At 35.2% G+C, this 24,585-nt stretch carries 21 protein-coding genes; 11 read left to right on the forward strand and 10 right to left on the reverse strand.

Translation table 11 applies throughout. The annotated features are described in order from the left end of the window. Window positions 1-7 precede the first annotated feature (7 nt). Entirely contained in the window at window positions 8-922 is a 915-nt protein-coding gene (locus BBH99_RS09955; protein ID WP_123873104.1) for a hypothetical protein, read from the forward strand. A 74-nt stretch (window positions 923-996) separates the two neighbouring features. Here BBH99_RS09955 and BBH99_RS09960 read toward each other — a convergent pair whose 3' ends face one another. Next, on the reverse strand, window positions 997-1,818 hold the full coding sequence (locus BBH99_RS09960) for an alpha/beta fold hydrolase (protein ID WP_066695107.1): 822 nt from the start codon (window positions 1,816-1,818) through the stop codon (window positions 997-999). A 278-nt stretch (window positions 1,819-2,096) separates the two neighbouring features. On the opposite strand from BBH99_RS09960, the gene BBH99_RS09965 reads away from it, so the two are divergent. After that, the gene (locus tag BBH99_RS09965) at window positions 2,097-2,681 is read left to right on the forward strand and encodes a Crp/Fnr family transcriptional regulator (protein WP_066695109.1); all 585 of its coding nucleotides are present in this window, start codon (window positions 2,097-2,099) and stop codon (window positions 2,679-2,681) included. Between the two features lie 423 nt (window positions 2,682-3,104). Here the strand turns inward: BBH99_RS09965 and BBH99_RS09970 are convergent, their stop codons facing one another. The 5 genes from BBH99_RS09970 to BBH99_RS09985 all read right to left on the reverse strand — a co-directional run bounded on the left by BBH99_RS09970 (window position 3,105) and on the right by BBH99_RS09985 (window position 6,327). Then, on the reverse strand, window positions 3,105-4,640 hold the full coding sequence (locus BBH99_RS09970; protein WP_066695111.1) for a hypothetical protein: 1,536 nt from the start codon (window positions 4,638-4,640) through the stop codon (window positions 3,105-3,107). A gap of 86 nt (window positions 4,641-4,726) precedes the next feature. After that, window positions 4,727-5,218 (reverse strand): hypothetical protein, encoded by a 492-nt coding sequence (locus tag BBH99_RS09975; RefSeq protein ID WP_066695113.1) that lies wholly within the window; start codon window positions 5,216-5,218, stop codon window positions 4,727-4,729. A 73-nt stretch (window positions 5,219-5,291) separates the two neighbouring features. Further along, window positions 5,292-5,627 (reverse strand): hypothetical protein, encoded by a 336-nt coding sequence (locus BBH99_RS09980; RefSeq protein WP_066695115.1) that lies wholly within the window; start codon window positions 5,625-5,627, stop codon window positions 5,292-5,294. A 158-nt stretch (window positions 5,628-5,785) separates the two neighbouring features. Beyond that, entirely contained in the window at window positions 5,786-5,917 is a 132-nt protein-coding gene (locus BBH99_RS22925; protein WP_262487197.1) for a hypothetical protein, read from the reverse strand. Between the two features lie 176 nt (window positions 5,918-6,093). Then, complete coding sequence (locus tag BBH99_RS09985; RefSeq protein WP_066695117.1) at window positions 6,094-6,327, reverse strand: helix-turn-helix domain-containing protein; 234 nt, start codon at window positions 6,325-6,327, stop codon at window positions 6,094-6,096. A gap of 156 nt (window positions 6,328-6,483) precedes the next feature. On the opposite strand from BBH99_RS09985, the gene BBH99_RS09990 reads away from it, so the two are divergent. The 5 genes from BBH99_RS09990 (at window position 6,484) to BBH99_RS10015 (ending at window position 13,239) form a co-directional block, all read left to right on the forward strand. Next, window positions 6,484-7,026, forward strand: coding sequence for a hypothetical protein (locus tag BBH99_RS09990; protein WP_165601909.1), 543 nt, complete (start codon window positions 6,484-6,486; stop codon window positions 7,024-7,026). A gap of 407 nt (window positions 7,027-7,433) precedes the next feature. Next, window positions 7,434-8,051: a hypothetical protein gene (locus BBH99_RS10000; protein ID WP_228390782.1), complete on the forward strand. Its 618-nt coding sequence runs from the start codon at window positions 7,434-7,436 to the stop codon at window positions 8,049-8,051. A gap of 340 nt (window positions 8,052-8,391) precedes the next feature. Next, on the forward strand, window positions 8,392-10,896 hold the full coding sequence (locus tag BBH99_RS10005; protein WP_066695125.1) for a PIG-L family deacetylase: 2,505 nt from the start codon (window positions 8,392-8,394) through the stop codon (window positions 10,894-10,896). 100 nt (window positions 10,897-10,996) lie between these two features. Further along, the gene (locus BBH99_RS10010; protein WP_066695126.1) at window positions 10,997-12,676 is read left to right on the forward strand and encodes a sodium:solute symporter; all 1,680 of its coding nucleotides are present in this window, start codon (window positions 10,997-10,999) and stop codon (window positions 12,674-12,676) included. 44 nt (window positions 12,677-12,720) lie between these two features. After that, the gene (locus BBH99_RS10015) at window positions 12,721-13,239 is read left to right on the forward strand and encodes a DUF2911 domain-containing protein (protein WP_066695127.1); all 519 of its coding nucleotides are present in this window, start codon (window positions 12,721-12,723) and stop codon (window positions 13,237-13,239) included. Between the two features lie 213 nt (window positions 13,240-13,452). Here BBH99_RS10015 and BBH99_RS10020 read toward each other — a convergent pair whose 3' ends face one another. Next, window positions 13,453-14,670, reverse strand: a complete 1,218-nt coding sequence (locus BBH99_RS10020; protein ID WP_066695131.1) for a hypothetical protein — start codon at window positions 14,668-14,670, stop codon at window positions 13,453-13,455. A 781-nt stretch (window positions 14,671-15,451) separates the two neighbouring features. Here BBH99_RS10020 and BBH99_RS10025 point away from each other — a divergent pair. From BBH99_RS10025 to BBH99_RS10045, 4 genes are all read left to right on the forward strand, one after another. Then, on the forward strand, window positions 15,452-19,060 hold the full coding sequence (locus tag BBH99_RS10025) for an RCC1 domain-containing protein (RefSeq protein ID WP_066695138.1): 3,609 nt from the start codon (window positions 15,452-15,454) through the stop codon (window positions 19,058-19,060). A gap of 670 nt (window positions 19,061-19,730) precedes the next feature. Further along, a complete protein-coding gene (locus tag BBH99_RS10030; protein ID WP_066695139.1) occupies window positions 19,731-20,327 on the forward strand; it encodes a Crp/Fnr family transcriptional regulator in 597 nt (198 codons plus the stop codon). A gap of 455 nt (window positions 20,328-20,782) precedes the next feature. After that, window positions 20,783-21,382: an alpha-ketoglutarate-dependent dioxygenase AlkB family protein gene (locus tag BBH99_RS10040; RefSeq protein ID WP_066695142.1), complete on the forward strand. Its 600-nt coding sequence runs from the start codon at window positions 20,783-20,785 to the stop codon at window positions 21,380-21,382. A gap of 316 nt (window positions 21,383-21,698) precedes the next feature. Beyond that, window positions 21,699-22,121, forward strand: a complete 423-nt coding sequence (locus BBH99_RS10045; protein ID WP_066695144.1) for a low affinity iron permease family protein — start codon at window positions 21,699-21,701, stop codon at window positions 22,119-22,121. A 661-nt stretch (window positions 22,122-22,782) separates the two neighbouring features. Here BBH99_RS10045 and BBH99_RS10050 read toward each other — a convergent pair. The 3 genes from BBH99_RS10050 to BBH99_RS10060 form a co-directional block, all read right to left on the reverse strand. Next, window positions 22,783-23,373 (reverse strand): YciE/YciF ferroxidase family protein, encoded by a 591-nt coding sequence (locus tag BBH99_RS10050; RefSeq protein ID WP_066695148.1) that lies wholly within the window; start codon window positions 23,371-23,373, stop codon window positions 22,783-22,785. Between the two features lie 47 nt (window positions 23,374-23,420). Further along, on the reverse strand, window positions 23,421-23,711 hold the full coding sequence (locus tag BBH99_RS10055; protein WP_123873109.1) for a hypothetical protein: 291 nt from the start codon (window positions 23,709-23,711) through the stop codon (window positions 23,421-23,423). Between the two features lie 189 nt (window positions 23,712-23,900). After that, window positions 23,901-24,398 carry a DUF421 domain-containing protein gene (locus BBH99_RS10060; RefSeq protein WP_066695152.1) on the reverse strand — a complete coding sequence of 166 codons (498 nt, stop codon included), beginning with the start codon at window positions 24,396-24,398 and terminating at the stop codon, window positions 23,901-23,903. Window positions 24,399-24,585: the final 187 nt, after the last annotated feature.

The raw sequence follows: 24,585 nt of genomic DNA on the forward strand, positions 1-24,585 counted from the left end.
TATAACAATGATAGTCAGATGTTTTACCCTTTTATTGGGAATGGTTTGTGCTAACCTTTTTGCACAGGCTTCTGAAAAGATCACTTTTAAAGATACCCGGAACCACTATTTGAAATTAGTTCCGAAGGATAAAGCAGAAGGAATACTTGTTATTTTACCCGGTGGAGGCGAAAATGGCGAAAAAGTAATGAATCAGATTAATCTGGATAATCTTGCATTGGAAAAAAATCTTATTGTATTGCTCCCAACTTGGGAAGATGGGGATTTTGGATTTCATATTGAACAGAAGTTTTTAGATAGAATGGTAAAAGATACAGTAGAAAAACATAAAGTTCCTAAAGATAAAATATCAATTGGAGGACTTTCTGGTGGAGGTATGCTGGCTTTTACCTATGCTGAAAGAGCTGTTAGGGACAAAAATACCTATTTTATCCCCAATTCTGTATTCGCTCTTGATGCACCGTTAGATTACGAGAATATGTATTACAGGTTGCAGAGAGAGATAGAAAGAGACTATTCTGATATTGGAACTAATGAAGCTAAATATTTAACTGCTGAAATGGTTGCTGCCATTGGCACACCGGATAAAAACAGAGCCAATTATCTAAGAGAATCTATGTTTTCTTATCGTGAAAAAGATGGGGGGAATGCAAAATACCTTCTGAATATCCCTATTCTGATATATACAGAACCGGGAATTATATGGCAGATGGAAAACAGAGGAAGGGATATTTATGATCTTAATGTGGCAGATATTACGGCTATGATTAACCTTTTGCGATTTAAAGGTCACAAAAATGCTGATCTTGTCATCACCAATGATCGGGGAATTCGTCCGGACGGTACAAGACATCCTCATTCATGGAGTATCATGGATTCTAAAGAATGTTTAAACTGGATATTAAAGCATATGAAGGCATAAAGCTGCGATATTAGATGTAATATAAAAAAAGAGGTGAATCGGTTTGATTCATCTCTTTTTTATATTGTTCGTTATTAAGCTTCAATAAACTCTAAAAGATCTTTATTAATTGTTTCGTGTTCCGTAGTGGGCATTCCGTGAGGAAAACCGGGATACGTAATCAATTTTCCGTTTTTCAATAGTTTTGCAGATTTTATAGCAGAATTTTCGATAGGTACAATCTGGTCATCTTCCCCGTGAAGCACCAAAACCGGAATATCCACCGCTTTCAGGTCTTCAGTGAAATCTGTTTCAGAAAATGCTTTGATTCCGTCATAATGAGCTACAATACCACCCATCATTCCTTGTCTCCACCAGTTTCTTTGTACGCCGTCTTTTACATTGGCACCTTCTCTGTTGTATCCGTAGAACGGGAAAGTGAGATCAAAATAAAACTGGTTTCTGTTATTCAAAGTCTGTTCTCTGATCCCATCAAAAACTTCCATTGGAACCCCGTCAGGATTGTTTTCACTTTTTACCATTACCGGTGGAACAGCACTTATTAAAACTGCTTTTTTTGCTCTGCCGTTGGCATATTTATGTACATATCGGATCACTTCACCACCTCCTGTAGAGTGTCCTATGTGTACCACATCTTTCAAATCAAGGAATTCTACAAGTTCTGCGGCGTCAGAAGCATATTGCTCGATGGTATGATTGTAGATATTTTGGCTTGAACGGCCGTGGCCTCTTCTGTCATGGGAAATTACCCGGTAGCCTCTCTGTAAGAAAAAGATCACCTGTGCATCCCAATCATCTGATGATAATGGCCATCCGTGGTGAAACATTAATACAGGTCCTGCTCCCTGGTCTTTATAAAAAATCTCTGTTCCGTCTTTTAATGTAAGTGTGCTCATAGTTTTGAATTTTTAATGTTAATGAATTTTTTATTTTATAATTTGTTGTTGTCTTGATTCTTTAGCAAATGTAGTACAGTTTGCTTTCACTGAAATTAATCTAGTTTAATTTCGTACCTATTGACAACATTTTTTTTGTTTGGGCCGTTTCATCTGCTTTATGGTCTCAATTTTTTCTTCAGACCATCATTAAATCTTAGCATTTTGGAATTGTCAAATAGTTTCTGAACAATGAAGTTTACACGCTTTTTTCTAATTTGCGGCCATAAAATAAATGTATGTTTCAAAATATTATCAAAAACATCTCACGGTTTGTGATCCTGACTCCGGAAGAAGAAAATATATATGAAGGTTTGCTAACGCTTCAGAAGTTCCCGAAGAAAACACATCTTCTGCGCGCAGGAGAGGTTTGCCAGTTTGAAGGGTTTATAAAAGAAGGATGTGTAAGAACCTATTATCTGGATGAAAACGGTTTTGAAGTAACCCTTCTGTTTGCGGTTGAAGATTGGTGGATTACCGATATTGATTCTTTTAATAATAGAACGCCCTCGAAGCTTTTTATTGAAGCCCTGGAAGACACCGAAATTTATATGTTGAATCCGGAAACCAAAGAGGAACTAATGCAGAAGGTTCCGAAGTTTGAAAGAGCATTCCGGCTGATGATGCAGCGGTATGTGGTGACGCTTCAAAACCGACTGGTTAACACCATTTCTCAACCTGCTACAGACCGTTATCTGGAATTTATCCGGGTGTATCCTACCATTCCGCAGCGTGTGGCGCAGTATTATATTGCATCGTATCTTGGCGTTTCAAAGGAGTTTGTAAGTACCATCAGGAAACGATTAGCGAATAAGGCAAAATAGATTAATAGTTGAATATTATAAAATGTCGGATATTTTTCTTATCCGGAATTTTTTTAGCAGGAAACTCCTACAATAATAGAGGAGTTTAGGCTGTTTTACTTAAAAAATATATAAAATTGAAAAGCAAGGTTAAAAACCTTGCTTAAAATAGTGCTGACCAGGTCTAGACCTGCAGTGTTGGATAACATTTTCTAAACGGCCTAAGCGCATTCTTGTATAGGCTCTCACAAACACTGGTTTCCAACCAGCGCAACGTAAACAATGTGTCATAATAGTGGATTTAATTATTAATGTTAATAACTCTTAAATCACATGACTTGTTTACGCTTACAAATATATTTTATTTTATGAAAAGAACAAAATAAAATATATTTACCTTAAGTTTTTGACCTCTTAAATAAGTAAGATTATACATAGAGGCATCTATTTGTTCCAAACTATAAGACAATCCTTATTTTCCTCTTTGATTCCCCATGCAGGAACGATGTTCTTAATTCGTTTTGTTTTATTAATATGAAGAGTTGCTATTAAGTTCTTATTTTGTCTACCATAATGAAATGATCTTTTTCTTAAATCACCTTGATATATATGTATTTGTAAATATTTGTCAGGAAAAAAATATTCTTTAAAATTGTTTGAGTATTTTTTTCTTTTTTCTGATTTTACAAGAGATACAATTTCCCGTATTTTATTTCGAATAAAATTTTCAATCTGGTCATCTGTAATATTTAAAAATACTCCGGCATTTTCAATTACATTATAATTTTTTTTACTGTGATGTTTAATGTATCTTACATCAATTACCTTATTCCTATCTATATTTTTTTGAAATAGAACTGTTTTATAAATTTTTATAGAATCTTTTTTTTCTGCTAAATATTTTTCTTCAAAAAAATATGTTCCATCAGTAATTATTACTTTTTTTCCTGCAAAATGTTCTCTTAGTTTTTCTAAATCAATGACTTGCCAACATGATAGTTGATATTTAGTTTTAATTTGAATGAAAAAATTATCATACTTTTTTGGGAGTAAATTTTCTAGCGTGATTGCTGTATATACTGCAGAAAAATTCATGAATTTTCTGCTATTTAAATTTGTTTCAACTAATAGATTGTATTGTTTACCTTTAGGTATTTCGCTGTCATAGCTATGAATTATATTCCAATCTTGATGATTTGCTTTATGTCTTAGTTCAATTTCCATAATGGATGCTGGTATAGCTATATTATGATTTAGTAAAACATCTAAATATTGGAAAAGGATTTTTTTATATGCTAAAATCAATGCATTTGTACAATTAATAAGATCATCGAATTCTTTAATAAATTGCGAAGCATAAAATGATTTAGTGTCTTTCTTATCCTTAAATTTGATTGTAGAAGATTCAAAAGTAACTCCCCCATGAGCAATCGCATTACGAATTGTATTGTTGTATTTATTTGTTAGGTCATTGAATATGTTATATTTTCTTAGAGTATCAATACAATTATATATATCAAGATTATCAATTCCTTTATTATTTTTTATTCTAAGATAATAAGCGATAGGTTTTAAAAACCCTAATAAGACAACATCAGTTATTTTTAAATATTCATAAACGATTTTTTCACTGAAAAAATACATTAATTCTGCATCATTATCCGGTAATAAATTTTCATGAATATCTTTTAAATTCAATTCATTCATTGTCTTGACTGCATGATTAAATTCAAAAGTAAGATCATTTAATATTTTTAAAAAGGCTAAAAAATCATTTGGATCATCAATTAAGTTATCTAAGAAAAAATTTAATTCTCTATAAATTTTTTTATCATAAAATTTGCTTGGAGATTCATAAATATATTCGCTTAATGAATAAAAATTATCATGTTTACATACCTTTAATTCAGGGAAATTATCCAATATTGCTTTTTTCTTTTTTTCCAGAATTTTATGTGTGAATAAATTTTTATCAATCATTTTTAATTTGTAGAGTTTTAATTATATAATAGGTTGTTATTTTAACAGATGGCTTTGAGTTAGTAAATTTTAGACTTGCTCCAAAGTTAGTCGTCTTTTGGGAAAAACTTTTTGATTAGCCTGCTATAATTTTTTCCAAAGAAATTGATGTAATTTCTTGTTTCTCTCTTTTTCAAAAGAGTTTTGTTTTTTTTTATACATGAAAAATTTTCAATATCGTTATAGAATATATGTTCGAAAACACATGCATACAAATCAAGCATAATTAAAGCTCGATGACATATTAAAAATGTTTTTTCTCTAGACCTAAGAATAACTCCAGAGTCTTCTTTATTTTTAAGATTTACATAGTAATGATTTGGAAATTGTGAAGAGTCAATGTGTGTTTTTGAACTAAGCTCTCCATAAAGAATACCAGTACTTGGATAGAACTCTTTTAACTTGGAAATTGATTTTGTAGGTGATTGGAAATCTTCAATTTCATTTCTGAATTGTGTATCGTATGCAAATGCAATTTGTTCTGTTATCTGTCGGGTTATTGCATAACATTCGTAAATATAATCATATTTTATCAACATTCTTAATGCACTAAAATTACTATCAAGTTTTTTATAAATTAAGCCACAATGAAAATAAGCAGTACCTTTCTTTTCAAAAATCTATATTATCTAATACTTGTTTATATTTAAGATAAATTTTTTCTTGAAATTGAAAGAACATATTTCTCAAATCATCATACTCTTTAAGTTCACTATTTTCATAACCTCTTTTATTTGCAAGCATAATTTCAACGTTATTTTTAAAATAACTACTTTTTAGAATATTATCCACAGAGGTATTCCCATAAAATAGAGTTCTTAAAGCAGCTTTTACATATTTTTCCTGCTCGAAAGTGAAAGTTTCAGGAACAATTAATGGAGTATCTGCGAACCAAATAACTTTGGTTTTGGCAAAATCAATTGAGTAAATGTCTTGTTTTATATCCATTATTAAGTTATTTTATTATTTGCATTAAAAGTTTAGTTGCAAAGTAAGTAAAAGACTGCGCATTCTTTTTGCGTAATAATATATGTTTAAAAATTAGAAGAATAATTTCTTGTAATAAAAAATCCCAACAAAAGCTGGGATTTGGTACAAGATATAATTTATTTACCTTGCTGTTTCTTAGGTGGTTTTAAAGAAGGTGTATTTCCTGGTGTCTCCTTATTATCACGCTGGCGTTTATCTGGTTTGCCAGTGGATTCTGCTATCCTTTTTGGTCCTGGTTTAAGTGCCATAATATTAAAGTTTTATTGTTAACTAAGTCAAATTTATAAATGAATATTTATATTGTCTTACGGCTTTCCGTAAACCAAAAATAAAAACCCTCTAAAAATTTTCAATCAGTATTTTCACGGAATTTCTAAATGATTTCGAAAATTTTGTCAAAAAATAATCCCAACTCTCGTCAGGATTATTCATTTATAAGTTTAAAGAAATCAGATAAACTAATTTTTCTTGCTTCGCATATTTTGAAAAGTGTTTCAACTGGTATTCTGTAGGCTTCTTCACTTTTAATTTTTCTAATGGTACTTTCTTCCACTCCATGATTTTTGGCAAAAGAATTTTGAGACTTGCCTTCTTGAAGCCAAGGTATCAACCATTTTTTTGTAATGTATGAACAAATTTTTTCGTTTATATCTGTCATAGAACAAATGAAATAATTAAATAATAAAAAATTACGGTCGATCGGCCGTAATTGAATTTCTTTTCTTACATTTATAAAAAAATACAAACCCATGAAAAAGATAAAAACAGATTTCGATTCCGGTTTCGGGCAGGTAAGAAGTGCTCTGGGTTACAGTTGATAGAAACTTTCTTTCAGTTCAATGAGCTGGATGTTTCCAAAGAAAGGCTCAGCAACATTATGAATTATGCAGTAAAGAGAAATAGCTGGATCAATGAAGATCCGGCAGTCATTTTCCAGTTTCATCAATCGATGCGGTCGTTCATCCGGGCAGGCTATCTCATCATGCTGAAGGACAGGAAATGGGCTATCGATACCCAGCAGGAAAAGATTTCCCCATGGGTGCTTGGCCTGCTTTCGGAGAAGGAATACCGGAATCCACTGCTGGTTTTTAAAAAAGCATTCAGGGAATACACCCTCAAAGAATTTGATTATTTTATGTCCGGCATCGTTTATTTCTCAATGGGCGTCTATGAAAATCTACCTGAAAGGAATATTGTGATGCCTTACATCCATACGGTTAAAATGCTGGATGCCGCACACCTTATTCTTCAAAGAAGGAGAGAAAAGAAGATTGAGCAAAGTGAGCAAAACACTGCAACTTCGTTGGTGGTTAAATGTACTTCTAAAACACCCGCTTCATCGAGTCAACAAAGTTGATTCTGCTTTCGGCCTCCTGAAATCAGCAGTATCAAAATAAAAGCCTTTGCGTTAATTAAAAATAATACCTGACAAATTTGCTCATATGATTGGTTTCCATATATTTTTCTCTCGCGGATTATGCAGATGACGCGGATTTTTTTAAACCTAACAAGTCTTTTGAGACCTGTTAGGTTTTCTGCCCTCATTCATAATAGATCTTTGCATTCATCTTTTTAATCAAAAAAGTAATTTAAAACATGATGTATTGAGTAGTGAGCGTAGAATTAACATTTTTGTAAAATACAATCGCACACATCCGGGAATATCATGCCATAATTTTTTCTATATTTAGAAGAAGTATAAAAAAGATAATGCCAATACACTCAATACCTCCGGATGGAGGCATGTTATATAAAGAAACAGATATGACTCAGTTTTTCCCTGAGCCATTAAATGCAATCACTGCTCTGTTATTTTTAGCCATAGCTATTTTTTGGACCGTTAAAATGAAAGGTAATTTTAAAGAATATCCTTTTTTAACCTACTGCTTAGTCTTATTATATATTGGTGCCATCGGGGGAACTGTTTACCATTCATTCAGACAATGGCCGGTATTTATCATGATGGATTGGATGCCTATTATGCTGCTCTGTTTGTCTGCCGGATTTTATTTTTTAGCGCAGAGCATCAGATGGTACTATGCTGTTTCGATGGTTCTCGCATACATAATACTCATGTTGGGTTTAAGAAATTGGGTTTTGATAGATAACACCTCTCTCTTTATCAACGTCAATTATGGCATCATGGCTTCATTTGTGCTTTTTTCGGTGTTAAGTTATTTGGTCTATACTCAATGGAAGGCCGGCAAATGGGTAGGCTTTGCTTTATTGTCTTTTGTTCTTGCGCTCACTTGCCGTATCGTTGATAAATGGGGATGGTTCAGTTTTGGGACTCACTTTTTATGGCATACTTTCGGGGCAATTGCAACATTTTGTATGTTCAATTACATCTATCTTACACAGAATATAGCGCGAAAAACGTAAGGCGTTTTCATTTTCTTTGAACGCTGATTCATCCATAAAGTCTGTTTAAACTTAACTACAAAAGTCACAAAAGCTTTATAAACACTTAAGTTATATACTTTGTGTATAAGAAGTACACTAAAGTTTGTTGAAAATCAAAGATTTTCATCTTTGTGAACTTAACTATGCAGTATTTTCCTTAAACTTTCTAAAGTGTACTAAAGTGTTTAAAAAATAAAATCTTTGTGCCTTTTGTGGTTTAATAAAAAATAAGCAGTTTTTCTATGAAATTCACAGTTTACTTCTTTTACTGTTGAAAGAAAGATGATTTACTTATATTTGTTCTGCAAAGTAAAATTAAATGTTCAAAAAAGTAAGCACTGTATGCATCCTTGGATTGTATACGGTTTTTTGTTCGGCCCAGCAGGTCCGGCCCTCCAAATCATCTGAAATTTACCGAGAAATCAAAACCCTTAAACAGTTGCCTAAAGTTTTATACCTTGCGGCCCATCCCGATGATGAAAATACGGGATTGCTGTCATGGTTAATCAATGACCAAAATGTAGAAACGGGCTATCTGTCTTTAACCAGAGGAGATGGTGGCCAGAATTTATTAGGTACAGAGCAGGGGGCTGCATTGGGTTTAATCAGAACGCATGAGCTTTTAGAGGCTAGAAAGCTAGACGGTGCCCAACAGTTTTTTACCCGTGCGATTGATTTCGGATTCTCTAAAAACACTACAGATACTTTTAAACAATGGAATGCAAACAGCATTACAGCGGATGTAGTCTGGGTAATCCGTAAATTCCGTCCGGATGTTATCATTTGTCGTTTTCCTCCTACTGCTGCGGCAGGTCACGGACAGCATGCGGCTTCAGCAGTGGTTGCAGAAAAAGCTTTTGAGCTGGCAGGGGATAAAACCGCTTTCCCGGATCAACTGAAATATGTGAATGTATGGCAGCCAAAACGCGTGTTGTGGAATACTTTCCGCTTTGGTGGAGTCAATACAACCGATGAAAATCAACTGAAAGTTACCGTTGGGCAATATGATGCACAACTGGGAATGGGTTACGGAGAATTGGCAGGGTTAAGCAGAAGTTTACATAAAAGCCAGGGTGCAGGAACACAGTCTATAGCCGGCATCAGAACTGAATATTTTGCCCACGTTATTGGCGAACCTGCAAAAACAACGCTTTTTGACGGAGTAACTAAAACCTGGACTTCACAAGGAAACGGTGATATTGACCAGTCATTAGATCAAATTATTTCTGCATTCAATTTCAATAATCCTGATCTTAGTTTACCTGCTTTGCTTGCTTTGCGAAAAAAGGTCATGGTGCTAAAAGATGCAGATCTGAAAAAGGATAAAATTAAATCTCTTGATCATATCATTTTAAGCTGTGCCGGATTTATGGGTGAGGTGGTTACCAATCAGGCTGAAGCTGTTGCCGGGGATCATTATAATTTCAGGTTAAATCTGATTTCAAGAGCTGCAAACCCTGTTGTTTTAGAAAATGTAAAATGGTTAAATCAATCAGAAAGCTTCAACAGAAAACTATCCAAAGATTCTTTGATTACCATTCAGCATGACATTCAGATTCCTGCGGATGCAGCACTCACAGAACCTTACTGGTTGGCAAAACCTCCTGTGAATTCGGCAACTTTCTCTGTTCCAAATGATACTTTAGTTGGGTTGCCAGAAGCAGAATCACCACTGAATGTTTGGGTTGGTTTAAAAATCGATTCAGAAAATTTTCAGGTTAAACTTCCTTTATCTTTCAAAAAATTAGATCCGGTGCGTGGCGATGTCGTTGAAGCGTTGCGCATTGTTCCTGCATTGGAACTGAAATTTACACAACCCCTTTATGTAGCTAAAGAAAATGAAGATTTACATTTGAGTTTAAATGTTAAGGTTAATTCTAATAAACCGTACAATAAAGGTATTCTCAACCTGATGTATAACGGAGAACGACTAGGGGGAACTACTTTAAATTCGGTTAAGGGAAAAGACTTTACCATTGATTATGTGATTCCAAAAACTAAACTTGCCACAATCAATTCATCCCGTTTGCAATTGGATGCTAATGTTGTCGCAGATGGAGTTACTTATAATAAAAAGCAACTATTAATTCAATATCCGCATTTACCTTCCTTGCAATATTTTACACCTGCCACAGCAACCGTTATGAAAGGCGATATTCAGGCGAAGATTAAAAAAGTTGGGTATGTAGAAGGTGCAGGCGATTTCATTCCTGATTTCCTACGCATTGCTGGTATTCAGGTTGATGTTTTGAAAGACGAAGATTTTTATGGCAATATAGATGAGTCTGCTGGAAACGGTAGCCCAAATAAGCTGTCACAATATGATGCCATCGTATTGGGTGTTCGTGCAAACAATACAGAGAAAAAGCTTGGGCGCTGGATGCCTTTCTTATGGTCTTATGTAAAAGCCGGAGGTAATCTGGTGATGCAGTATAACACGAACCAGGATACAACCGTTGACCAATTGGGAATGTATAATTTCAGTATTGCAAATAAGCGTGTTACCGAAGAAAATGCAGCGGTTACATTTTTAAATCCCAATCATAAACTACTGAACTTCCCAAATAAAATTACTGCGGATGATTTTAAAGGCTGGGTACAGGAGCGTGGAGCCTATTTTCCTGCTCAATGGGATGCTGCGTATGAACCGATTTTTGAAATGCACGATACAGGGGAAGAGCCATTGAAAGGATCAACTTTATATGCCCAATATGGAAAGGGTAATTTTATTTACACCCCATTGGCGTTTTTCAGACAGCTTCCTGCGGGAAATGTGGGTGCGGCACGTTTATTTTTTAACTTTTTATCTGCACAAAAAAACTGATGAGCAAACAACTTAAAAATTGGAATATCTGGTACATACTATTAGCTGTTGCATTGGTATTGCAGATCGCATTTTATTATTGGTTCACTAAATTCTGGGCATGAGTACTATAGATTGGACAGTTCTTATTGTTACACTTGTTGCAGTGGTGGTTTACGGCGTATTCATTGGTCGTGGCCAAAAAAGCAATGAATCCTACCTGAAAGCAGATAATAAAATGCCCTGGTATATTGTGCTGATAGGGATTATGGCTACACAGGCAAGTGCCATTACATTTTTGTCAGCGCCGGGTCAGGCTTATACAGACGGGATGCGTTTCGTTCAGTATTATTTTGGCTTGCCCTTAGCGATGATTGTGATCTGTATTACTTTCATCCCGATTTTTCAACGCTTAAATGTTTATACGGCTTATGAGTATTTAGAAAACCGTTTTGATAAAAAAACAAGGGTTCTCACTTCACTGCTTTTTCTTTTTTCCAGAGGTTTATCAACGGGAATCAGCATTTACGCTCCGAGTATCATTTTATCAAGCGTTTTAAATTGGAATATTTATTTAACCAATGTTTTAACAGGTGGTATTCTGCTGATTTATACCTATGTTGGTGGTGCAAAGGCGATTGCGCACACCCAGAAGTTACAGTTTCTCATTATTCTGGGAACCATGGCTTTTGCAGGGTACTTACTTATTCAGAATATGCCGAATGGAATTGGTTTTAATGATGCGCTGTATCTGGCGGGGAAATCAGGAAAGCTCAATGTAATCACCACAGAATTCGATTGGAAAGATAAATACAATATTTGGAGCGGCTTAATTGGTGGCTTTTTCCTGGCGCTTTCTTACTTTGGTACGGACCAGAGCCAGGTTGGGCGGTATATTACGGCAAAAGACAATACCAATGCAAAAATGGGTCTGCTGTTGAACGGACTGGTTAAAATTCCGATGCAGTTTGCCATTCTGCTGATTGGAGCTTTGCTTTTTGCTTTCTTCTCTCTAAAACCGGCTCCTATTTATTTTAACGAACGTTCTTATCAGTATTTAAAGGAAACAAAACCCGAACAGGCTGCCGTTTTTGAAAAAGAACATCAGGATTTACAAATAAAATTTAATGCAGAATCCAAAGAAATTTTAAAGTTGAAAGAGAATAATTCTCCCCAACTTAATAAAACAATTCAGGATTTTAAAAATACACAAACTGAAGTAAAAGCACTGCACGGAAGGGTAGAGGAAGCAATCAATAGTTCAAATTATAATGCTGAGAAAACGGATACCAATTACATCTTCCTGTATTTCGTAAAAAATACCCTGCCTGTAGGGATGATCGGTTTGCTGTTTGCCGTCATTTTCCTGGCCAGTTGGGGCTCAATTTCGGCAGCATTGAATTCCCTTGCCGCCTGCTCATTAAAAGATGTTCATCTGATATTTAAAAAAGATATTCCTGATGAGAAAACCGAATTGAAATATAGCCGTCTGCATACTTTAGCCTGGGGAATTTTCTCGATTGGTGTAGCCATGTTTGCCACTCAAATGGGTTCTCTTATTGAAGCTGTTAATGTATTGGGTTCTCTTTTCTACGGGCCGATATTGGGGATTTTTCTGGTCGCATTTTACTATAAAAAAATCACAGGTTCAAACGTATTTACGGCTGCCATTTTATCAGAAATTGTGGTTATTGCCGTTTATCAGTTTGATATCGTTTCTTTCCTTTGGCTTAACGTAATTGGAGCAGCGGTGGTAATAATATTTTCGGCAATCGGCTGTTTTATAAGTAGAAAGAAGTAAATTCGTAAACAAACAATAATAAAAAACAAACAAATAAAAATAGTATGAAAACCATCATTAAATCTGCAACCGTTCTTGTTGCGACAATGACAATCTCCATGAACGCTTTTGCACAGGAAACTAAAAAGCCTGCCAGCCCTCCGGCTACTGCAACGGGAAAAATTAAAGATGCAACCATTACAATAAACTATAGCAGTCCGTCTGTTAAAGGGCGTACCATCTGGGGTGGTTTGGAAGCTTACGACAAAGTTTGGCGTGCAGGAGCCAATGAAGCAACAACTTTTGAAACAGATAAAGATATTACGGTTCAGGGCAAAAAACTAGCTGCAGGTAAATACAGCTTTTTCTTAATTCCTAAAGAATCCGGAACCTGGACTGCGATTTTTAATAAAGAACCAAAACAATGGGGAGCTTATAAATACGAACAAGCTAAAGATGCTTTACGTGTTGATGTAAAAACAAAAGCTTTACCGGCAACACAGGAAACTTTGGTATATAAAATAAACAATAGTGGATTCACAATGGATTGGGATAAAATCTCAGTGCCTGTAGAAATAAAATAAGCTTGAATATAAAAAACCAAAATCCCGGCTAATCCGGGATTTTTTTTGTAGAATTTTGATTTGAAAATTTTACTTTTTTATTTCTTTCTCAATTTTCTCTATCATTTTTTCGGCATTACCATTGGTTCCGCCAAGACTGATTGCTTTTTTATAATGATAAGATTATTTAATTTTTTCTAAACTTTTGGGAGTACTCTAAAAAGAGGCATTATATTATTGTGCTTTTACTTGCTCTATCTTGATGTATATTTTAGAAAGGTTAGGCTGGGCACTGCCTGAAGTAGGTGCTCCTGCCATAATGGTTGCGGTATAAGCCGTTTTTGAAGAAGGATTACTGTCTATCCAGGTATATCTTCTGTGTTCAGGCCCGCCACTGGCTCCATCTATAATCCCTACGTTCCCCCAGTAAGCGTTTCCTACAGCTCCTGTGCCTTGAGGATACCATGTTGCTGAAGCATCTCCCATACCGCCCCATACTCCTGAAGTAATATTGTTTGTTGTTACCGCTGCGCCAATATAACCGCCATATTCGGTATTATAATTCCAATACAGATTAACGGTAGAGCCTGTATTATTATATAATTGTACATTAGGAACTGCAGCAGTGGTGCCACTTGTGGTATCAAATATTACCCTGATGGAATACTTGCCATCTGGGGTAGTAAGAGGAAAAGTATAGGCTTGTTTTCCGTTAGAATCGGTTGTTAGGGTAGGATATCCCATCGCAGCGACAGGTGAAATATCTGCGCGGCTGGTATTTCCCACTGTAGCGGTACAGCTTTGTGCGGCTGTTAAGAAAGGAATTGCAGAGCTGTTCAGAGCAAGAGTCATATCATTAGCAGTGGTGGGAGTTCCGGTTACTGAAAATACCAATTCTCCATCACCAAACTCTAAAGTTCCGGGTCTAAGCTGGAAGGTTAATCCGTTCACTGTAAAAGGAGCTCCTGCATTATATGAGCCTCCGTTTCCCTGGTTATAGGTAACTCTCAGGTTTCCGTTGAAAGGAGTACCGGGAGTATAAGTAGAAGGATTTAAATAGGCTGTGGTACATTGTAATGCAGAAACCGCCGGAGAGACGGCATTGGTTGCTTGTGTAAGTCTCTGCCATACTGATCCGTCAAAATAGTAATAGCCTATAGCATTAACAAGGATACGCTGTCCCGTGGCATCTCCACCTGTAACATCCGTAATATAAATTAATGCTCCTCTCTGATCGCTGCCATACGTGGCAGTATTGGCTGTAAGCTCAGCTCTTGTAAGCCTCGGAGCCTGTAATCCGAATGTTTGTGTGTTATCCGTAATCACTCCTGAATCATCTCTTTTAGCAGATACATCCATTGTGGTTTTAGGTAAAGTTGTATTAAAGCCTACTTGGGCACAAGAGAATCCAGTAATAAAAATAGCACTGAATAGTGTAAATTTTGTTTTCATGTTAAGGTGTTATTTTGGTAAGCCAAATATAACTTTTTTTGAATGAAGAAATAAAAAAAACGCCTTTATAATTGGAAAAAATTAATTAATTCGTAATATTCTATTAAAGTTGAATGGTTTTTAATTCGCTTTTAATGTATTGAAAAACAATCGTTTGTATTTTACTTAAATTGTTTATGTCAAATTTTATCAAATTTTATTTTTCTTTAAAATAAGTTGATTTTTTTTAAATATAGATGTTTACACTCATTATCTTATTTCAAATCTGTTCTAATATCCTGAATAGATAACTGTTTATATTATAATGAAATATAAATGATTATAAGTGAATATAATAAATTGTTCCAAGTCTAAAATACATGAGTTGGATTTCTGTGATATAATCCTGGAGGTTGGCGACATTTGGTTTTTGTGACTAAGACGAGCGTATCTTCAACACTTTTATAGATGATTTGGTACGTTTGGGACAGATTAAACAAGAATTACAAAATTCATTTTGTTTTAATAGATTACTTTAAGTCTTTGATAGTTTGAGCAAAAAGCATATTTTTGCAGACAGTAAAAAAACTATTTTCATAATATAACCATTATTCATTCACAGTACTAAACTAATACCCATGAAATACTTATTAAATTTTATTAAATTAAAACAACTGCATTGAAATAATTCTTTCTTTTTCTGCAATAAAATTTTGCTTTTTTACTCTAAGAAAGCATCTACTTACAATTTTTAGCAGTTGCTATCAATTAAACATTTAAAACTTTTTAAAATAAATTCAACATGAGAAAAATTTACTTAATGTTGCTTATTTTCCTTTCTGTAACTGCCTTTGGGCAATACTCATCTGAGGTTTATAATACCTCAAATTCAGGAATAGGCAGCAATAATGTCAGGGACATTGAAATTGATAATAACGGCGTGTTATGGTTATCAACAAACAATGGTGTTTCAACATTCAACGGAACTGCATTTACAAATTACAACACAAGCAATTCAGGGATTATGTCCAATGCTATCCTGGAAATAGAAATCGATGGTTTACAAAGAAAATGGATGGCATCGCAAAACAACGGGATTATTGTATTGAACGGAACCACCTGGAGTAATTATACTGCCTCAAACTCAGGACTACCCAATAATGCAATTAAGGGTATCGCAGTAGATGGTACCAATACTTTATGGGTGATCACATCAGGAGGACTTACTAAATTTAACGGTACTACTTGGACTACCTATTCTTCACTTCCAAACATAAATTCTTTAAAGGTTGATAGCAACAACGGAGTCTGGGTTACAAATAACAATACATTGTATAAATTCAATGGAACTGACTTTACATTTATTGGGCAGAATGTGAAAAAACTATTAAATTGCTCAGGTACGAAAGTATATGCTGAAGGTATTGATGGTTTGTTGACGTATACAAATTCTGGAACTTTACTTGGTAATTACACTCAAAGTAATTCTTGTCTCGGAGGAAGCACTTTAAATGCTCTTGATGTTGACAACGATGGTAGAGAGTGGATTGCACTGGGAGGAAGTGGATTGCAGAATTTTAGCGATTGTATAATTTATACTGCTGCAAACTCAAACCTTCCAAGTAATATTTTAACTACACTTAAAACCCAAAATAAAAGTACTGTTTGGATAGGTTATTCTCAAAATGGATTAGTAAAAGCAACGCCACAAAACATGGGAGGTTGCTGGGACGTTATCAGTACCGGATCTTCTTATTCTGTAGGAATAAAAACAGACGGAACTTTATGGGCTTGGGGAAATGATAACAACAGCCAGTTAGGAGATGGGGGAGTAATTGCAAGAAATGCTGCAGTTCAAATAGGTACAGAAAGCAATTGGAAGACCGTGAGCGCGGGAAGTAGTCATGTATTGGCTATTAAAAACAATGGAACCCTTTGGGCTTGGGGAAGTAACTCAAGTAGTAAATTAGGAGATTATACTAACGCCAACAGGATTGTTCCGATACAAATCGGTACGGCTACTACCTGGAAAGACGTGAGTGCAGGATCCGATCACTCATTAGCACTTAGAACAGATGGTACTCTTTGGACTTGGGGAAATAATGATTATGGACAGCTGGGAGATGGGTCATATATTCTAAGAGCTATTCCCTTTAAAGTAGGAACAGCAACAAATTGGGTAAAAATTGCTGCTGGTAGCGAGCACTCTGTAGGTATAAAAGCTGATGGAACTCTTTGGACGTGGGGCGGCAATACATCTGGGCAGTTGGGTAATGGAACAAATGTCAAAACGATATATGATGTTTCGCCAAAGCAGGTGGGAACAGATACAAACTGGCTTAAAATTTCTGCAGGATCTTACTACACACTAGCTGTAAAATCTAATGGTACTCTATGGGGTTGGGGATCGAATCAATCAGGGCAATTAGGAAATGGAACTTTGAGTAATAGTAATTCACCAGTACAAATTGGAACAGCTACAAATTGGAATATCGTTAGTGCGGGATCAAGTCACGCATTAGGAATTAAAACAAACGGAACTCTTTGGTCATGGGGATACAATAATTATGGACAGCTCGGTAACGGTACAAGCGGCAATACGGTAAATATTCCTACTCAAGTAGGTACTTCTACAAACAGTTTATTGGTGTCCGCTGGAAGTTATCACAGTCTTGAAGTAAATTTTGAAGGTTCTTTAAGAACTTCAGGGCTGAACAGTAGTGGCCAATTAGGAGACAATACACTTGTTCAAAAAAATACTTTCACTGCTATTGTTTGTCCGTCAAGTTGTAATGTTCCAACTCAACTTTCTGTTGCAAATATCACTTCTACAACTGCAACCATTAATTGGGCAGGGACTACAACGGCACCTGCTAACGGTTATATGTATGCTTACAGTACAAATCAGATTGTTGGAGGTATAAATGGTACTACTTTATCAAATACGGTTAATTTAACAAACTTAGCACCGAATACTACTTACTACTATTGGGTGGCATCTCATTGTGGTTCCAGCCAAAGCCGTTGGGTTTATGGAGGAACATTTACTACACTTGCCGATTCCGGTTGCTGGAGTATCGTTGCTGGCGGTTCTACCTATGCAATAGCTATGAAGTCGGATGGTACAACATGGTCTTGGGGTAAAAATGAATTTGGGCAATTGGGAGACGGAACTACAGTAAATAGAACAGCTCCAGTGCAAGTTGGAATTTCAAACATCTGGAAAATGTCTGCCGGAGATCAACATGTTGCAGCGATTAAAACAGATGGAACACTTTGGGTCTGGGGACGTAACAATTTTGGACAACTTGGAACTGGTAATACTGTTGACACGACAATCCCGGTAAAAATAGGAATGGCTACAGACTGGGTAAGTGTTGCCGTAGGCTCATATTTTACTATAGCTGTAAAGGCCAATGGAACATTATGGGCTTGGGGTCATAATACCTATGGCCAGTTTGGAAATGGAACTACTTATGATAAGAATGTTCCTACACAGATTGGAACCCTAACAAATTGGAAAACTGTCACCGCAGGAGATAATCATGTTTTAGCTTTAAAAACAGATGGAACGATTTGGGCTTGGGGTGAAAATTACAGTGGGCAGTTAGGAATTGGTTCTACGACGAATAGAACTACTCCTGTACAGATACTCACAGGGACAACTTGGAAAAGTATTGCTGCCAAAGGTAGCCATTCATTGGCAATAAAAACAGATGGAACCCTTTATGGATGGGGAAGCAATATTCATTCACAATTAGGAACAGAGGGAACTTCAGGTTCATCATTGGGAACAGGATTAGGTTCAAGTGCCAGCCCTTATCCGGTGGGGACAGCCACAGACTGGAAACTTGTTGAAACAGCAAGTTTTTCATCAGCAGCCATTAAAAATGATGGTACATTGTGGACTTGGGGAGCAAACGGAGATGGAACGTTAGGAGATGGAACGTTAATACGTAGAAGAAATCCTGTGCAGATAGGAACATCTACTGATAGGCAGAGCGTATCGCTAAGCGATTATAATACATATACTATATCAAATGATGGAATTTTATCTGTAACAGGGTGGAATTTGGAAGGGCAATTAGGTAACGGTACTACCGATGCTGGAAGAACAATCTTACTTCCAATCTCTTGTGTCACTGGAAGTTTACAATCTCAGGAAATATCACCAGTCTCAAGTAATCTGAAGGTATACCCAAATCCTGTACAAGATTACTTGACTGTTTCATCAGATAAAAAAATTATCTCCGTAACGGTTTTTACTATTTCAGGTCAGCTTATATTAACTCAGGAAATTAATGATTTTAAAGGGATTTTGAATTTTTCTGACTTACAATCAGGAGTTTACATGATTAAAGTGGTTGAGGCTGGCAATATAGTAAAATCAGTTAAATTTATTAAGAAATAGATAATACAAATAATTTCTACTAAAGTAGATTGACTAAAATTGAATAAAATTCAGCGTGCACATTTATATGTGTACGCTGTTTTTATTTAAATTATAAAGTTATATCTAGTACATATTACATTGAAGAATTTCTAAGTGTAACAAGCAATTGCTCTTTCATACTGTTTATTTCAAACAGATTAAGTATTTTACGTTTAGAAATGTCGAACACAAAAAATTAGATTGTAAAAATTTGATAGGTAGATATTTGATAGGTAGATATTTGTAGATAAAAAGAGAGACAACTATCAAATAGTTGTCTCCTTAAGTGACGCTGGTGGGAACATCGAACCAATTTTTTGCAGATTTGGAAAATATTTTGGGTGTATGTGTTTGATATTTATGTTGTTATTGGTGATTTGTTTTTGTTTGAATACTTTTCATGTACATCACATTATTTTAGGGATATTGATAACAGAATATTTTTAAAAATCAAAACATTTAGATGTTTTTAGCTGTTTATATAAGAGCTTTGCTTCCTCGATGGTAAAATAGATTAGCTGATCGTATTACCAACTTTCTTCTTTTTAGATACCACGGATGTCTTTGCTGGCCTAGACTTTGCTGTCGATATTGAACCAATTTTTTACTAAGAATTTTCATTGCGAAACCATATCAAAAAAATAAAAATATGATCATCGATGAGAATCTTTTGCTCGAAAATGGAGCTGTTTATGAAGACTATCCCGCAAAGGAAGTAATCTACCAAATGGGTGATACTCCACATTTTTATTTCCAGATTGCGCGTGGTACAGTGGAACTGAACAATTATCATGAAGATGGTAAGGAATTTACCCTGAATATTCTTTCTGAAGGACAAAGTATAGGAGAATCTCTGTTGTTTGGGAATAATAAGTATCCTATGAATGCCATAGCTAAGACAGACTGCAAGATACTGAAAATGTCGAAAACCAATTTTCTTTCGATGATCTCGGAAAACCGGGAGGTCATGTTCCGTCTCTTTAATTGCCTTTCTGACAGGCTTTTCTATAAATATGTGATGCTGTTCAACAATTCAGCAACTGAACCTGTGTCCAAAATCAAGTCATTAATGGATTATTATAAGGAGAGTTCATTATGTAAGGCTCCTTATTCCTACCAGATTCCGTTAACAAGGCAGCAGATTGCCAACCTTACCGGTCTCAGAGTCGAAACTGTTATCCGTACCGTAAAGAAGATGGAAAAAGAAAAAGTACTGAAACTTGAGAGAAGGCAGATTCTTTATTAAGCATTATTAAGCATTGTAAAGATAAAGACGAAATCACTTCATACATCTATAAGAAGAGTGATCGCAATTATTTAACCCTTGTAATATTTTTATTATGAACATAAAACGAATATTTGGTACGGTTTTGACCATTTTGGGCATCGCAGGTTTAATCTATGTCGGGAATGGCCTTATTAATAAAGGGGTCGCCAATATGACCCTTATTGTGGTAGGAATTATCGGTTTATTATTCTTTTTTTCAGGCATAAGCTTAGTAAAGAACACCAAAGACGAAAGCTGAAACTTGCCTTACACATGAGCAATAAATAAGATAAGCTTTCCCATGAATGAGAAAGCTTATCTGGATGCAAGTATGATGTTTTCAATTAGCTAGATGTCGAATTTATGATTTATACATGGATGTGAATTATGATTTCAGTCATAATTGATAGAAAGTACTACCATTAAAAACCAATATGGATCAGCTCAGTTTATTTCCAAATGAAGGATATGATTTTCCTGAAGAATTAGTGGAATTTCATGAAGAATATTTATCCCGTGGTGAAGCAGATCACCTTTTGAATTTGCTGATGGAGAAAACACCATGGCAGCAGACCAGTCAGGTGATGTATGATAAAACTGTTCTCACACCGAGATTAACGGCTTGGTATGGGGATCATAAAGCATATAAACTTGGGAATAAGACTATAGATGCAAACCCATGGTCTCCTGAACTGTCAGAACTGAGAAACCGTATAGAAAAACAGTTCGGATATCGCTTTAATTCAGTTCTTCTTAATCTATATAGAGATCATAATGATTCTGTCGCCTGGCACCGTGATCGGGAAAGCGAATTAGGAAACAGGCCAGTGATTGCTTCTTTAAGCCTTGGGCAGTTAAGGAATTTTGATTTCCGGAATGTACTTAATCATTCAAAAAAATACTCCATCTCTCTTAGTCATGGATCATTACTTTTCATGAAAGGTAAATTACAGGAGGAATGGGAGCATAGAATTGCTAAATCAACACATACTATGAAGCCAAGGATAAATCTCACCTTCAGATTAATTGTTTAATAGAATATTGGTCTGCTGAACATAAATAAACCTCCATCTGGAGGTTTATTAAGTAGATAAACAAATGAAATAAGATTCGTAGGTAAAGATATGCTGATATCTCTTGATTTTCTATGAGTGCAATCATAATGGAGAATAATTACAACTATAAAATTCTGTGTACTCTTCTCTTATATATCGAATGAATTTTAACTAGGAAAGAAGCGGTTCTTTCATTGACAGACTTGATTTCAATCATAAAATTAACAGCGTATTATGGGTAAATTGGGTAGTGAAACAGTTATTAACTGATTAGAAGCAGATAAACCATTATACTATGAACAAGAATTTTTTTGAACGTTTTTCAGACCGTGTTGTCTGTTTTACAGGAAGCCCATCGGCTTTTCTTATTGCCTGTGCATTTGTAATCATTTGGGCAGTTACAGGTCCGCTTTTCAATTTTTCCGAAACGTGGCAGCTTGTCATCAATACCGGAACAACCATTGTAACTTTCCTCATGGTATTTTTGATACAGAAAGCTCAGAACAAGGATTCTAAGGCTATTCAGATTAAACTCAATGAGCTTATTTCTTCCCATGAAAAAGCCAATGACCGTTTGGTTGACATCGAAGATCTTACTGAGGCGGAGCTGGATAAATTGCACAAATCGTATGAGAAATCCGAGTATTTCCTTAAAAAACAACAAAATGGGCATCATTCGAATGAAATTCAGGAGAATAAATCAAATGCAATGCATTGATAAGGTAGCAAATAATAAAATTATTATTTATGAAGTGATGGCTTCTGAAATAGAAACGAAGTATTGGAAAGCTGATAAACAGAAGCTGGAGAAACTATTTATCAAAAGAGCAATATACCAGCCTCACTTTGAAAACTGATATATATTTCCTTTAATGATATAATAGAGCCAGTACATTAAAAATATAATTTGAACTGAAGCATCAATAAGATAAACATATTTTATAATATTATTGAAATAATAATATAAATCTATTCCTATAAATCCCATACAACACAGTGATCATGCAAGAGCAATAATCGTATTTCTTTTTGGGTTCAATATAAAATAAAATAAGAGCAGACAATAAGGTAAAAGCAGAATACTAACGGTTTTTACCAACCAAATGTCAGTTTTATCGCCGGTAATAATCAAGAAGCTTTTTATATGAACTAATGGCCATAAGGAGGTTGCAAAATAATAAAGCAGTTGAAATAGCGGAAAAATCTTTGACTTAGAAATAACCATAACTTTCAATCTTTAAAGATTTATTTTCAAGTTCTATATCCTTATTTGGAATTGTAAGATTGATATCGGTTTGAATAATACCTCAAATAAATAATCTTCATGTGGATAAAAGGCAATGAGCAAAGGGAACTACTGATGAGTCCCCTTTATAATATTATTCAGCCTTACTGTTAAGTGCCGTATCTGCAATCTTAGACAGTAGCTGGTCGCATTTTTTTTCTTCACCCAAGGTATCTATGAAATTTTTGAGACACTTTTTCTCTTTCAGTACCTTTGCAAAGGCTGCTAATGTTCCATAGGTCGCTATTTCGTAATGTTCCACTTTTTGAGCCGCTGCAATAATGCCGGCATCCCTTACCGCTCCGGGTTTGGTTTCTTTAATGATACTTTTTCCCTCCTCAAGAATCCCTTGCATGGCATCACACTTTTTGGCTTGTGCTTTTTTTCCTAATGCCTTAAAACAATCTTCAAGTCTTTCAACGTGAACTTTTGTTTCAGTAAGATGCTTTTCTATAGCATTGATAAGCTTTTTATCCGTGGCATTTTTCATCATTAAAGGAAGTGCTTTTACAAGTGCTTTTTCTGCCCAGTAAATATCTTTTAATGAATCTTCAAAAAGGTCCTGAAGGTCTTTGGCTGCATCCTTTTTTGCTGCTGTCTTGGCAGTTTTTTTAATGGATGGTCTTCTTTCTGATTTTGCTTTGGCTGTAGCAGTTCTTTTCCTGGATGCGTTCTTTGTTTCCATAATAAATAATATGTTGTGGTTGGTTAAATAGAATCTAAGTAATTCTCTTATCTTTTTTGCCTTGCGGGCTGTAAACTGTCTGATACAGCAGCGTTGATATTACCACTGGCATTGCCCGTATTGTTATTGCTTGTTTTTCTTCCGCCTATGTGGGTTTTTGTGTTGATGCTATCCTGTTTTGCTGTGCTGTCTTTCGGATTCTGAGATGTTGAAGATGCCGTATCAGGCGGACTGTTTTGTACATTGACGGATTCTGTAGTATTTCTTTCCGTTTCATTCTTCTTACAGGCCAAAGCAATAAAGCTAATGGCTATGAAAGATAAAAATAGATTTTTCATAGGTTGTTTGAATTGTGAGTTAGTGTTGCATTTGCTGTAGACTTTCAAAATTAACAGTTCCTTTCCTGAAATTATATGAGTGCAGTCATAATGCCCTGCAAAGAAGTTTAAAAATTCTGATGAGGTAAAAAGTAATTCGGTTTGAAGGTGAAACTGTTTAAAACATGGAAGTTGGCATTGAAACTTGCTTTATGGAATGTCATTGTTTTTTACCACAGTAATTTCTCCGGTATATTCAATATAAACATACTTAATTATGTTTAAATCATCAGTTAAAGCTGATTTTCTGATGCCCTGCAGAACATCTTCTTTACAGATAAGGGCTTTGTCCATATTGGGCTGTAGAAATTTGCCCTCTTTGAAAACCAGGATCTTTTTTCCGTCCACTATTTGATTAAAAGACTTATGCTTACTTTTCAGCCAGCTTATGATACGATGGAGAAGTACGATGATAAGACATGTGCTGAGCACCGGTATGAATGGAGAAGCTCCCACTACAGCACGGCTTAAAACAGCACCCAGTAATATCACAATGATATTGTCTGATGGAGAACCTATGCCAAATGACCGGCGGCCTGAAATACGGATTAATATCAATGCTGAGAGAAAGACCGTAATCCCGCGAACTCCCATCTGAATACTGTTTAACGAAGTTCCCACACCCCAAATGTTTTCCAGAATATGCATAATTGAACTTTTAGTAGAGACAACAAAAATAATACCGCAGGAAATTTCAAATGTTTCCCCGAAATATCTTTTGTACAGTATACATAATAACAATTCCGGACATTAATTTCAATGTCCGGAATGATTGTAGTTAGTGAGAATTTAATACATTTCCTCCAGGTTCTCAAACTTTTGGTAAGAAGATTTG

This window comes from Chryseobacterium contaminans, from assembly GCF_001684955.1.
In the GTDB taxonomy this organism is placed as follows: Bacteria; Bacteroidota; Bacteroidia; order Flavobacteriales; family Weeksellaceae; genus Chryseobacterium; species Chryseobacterium contaminans.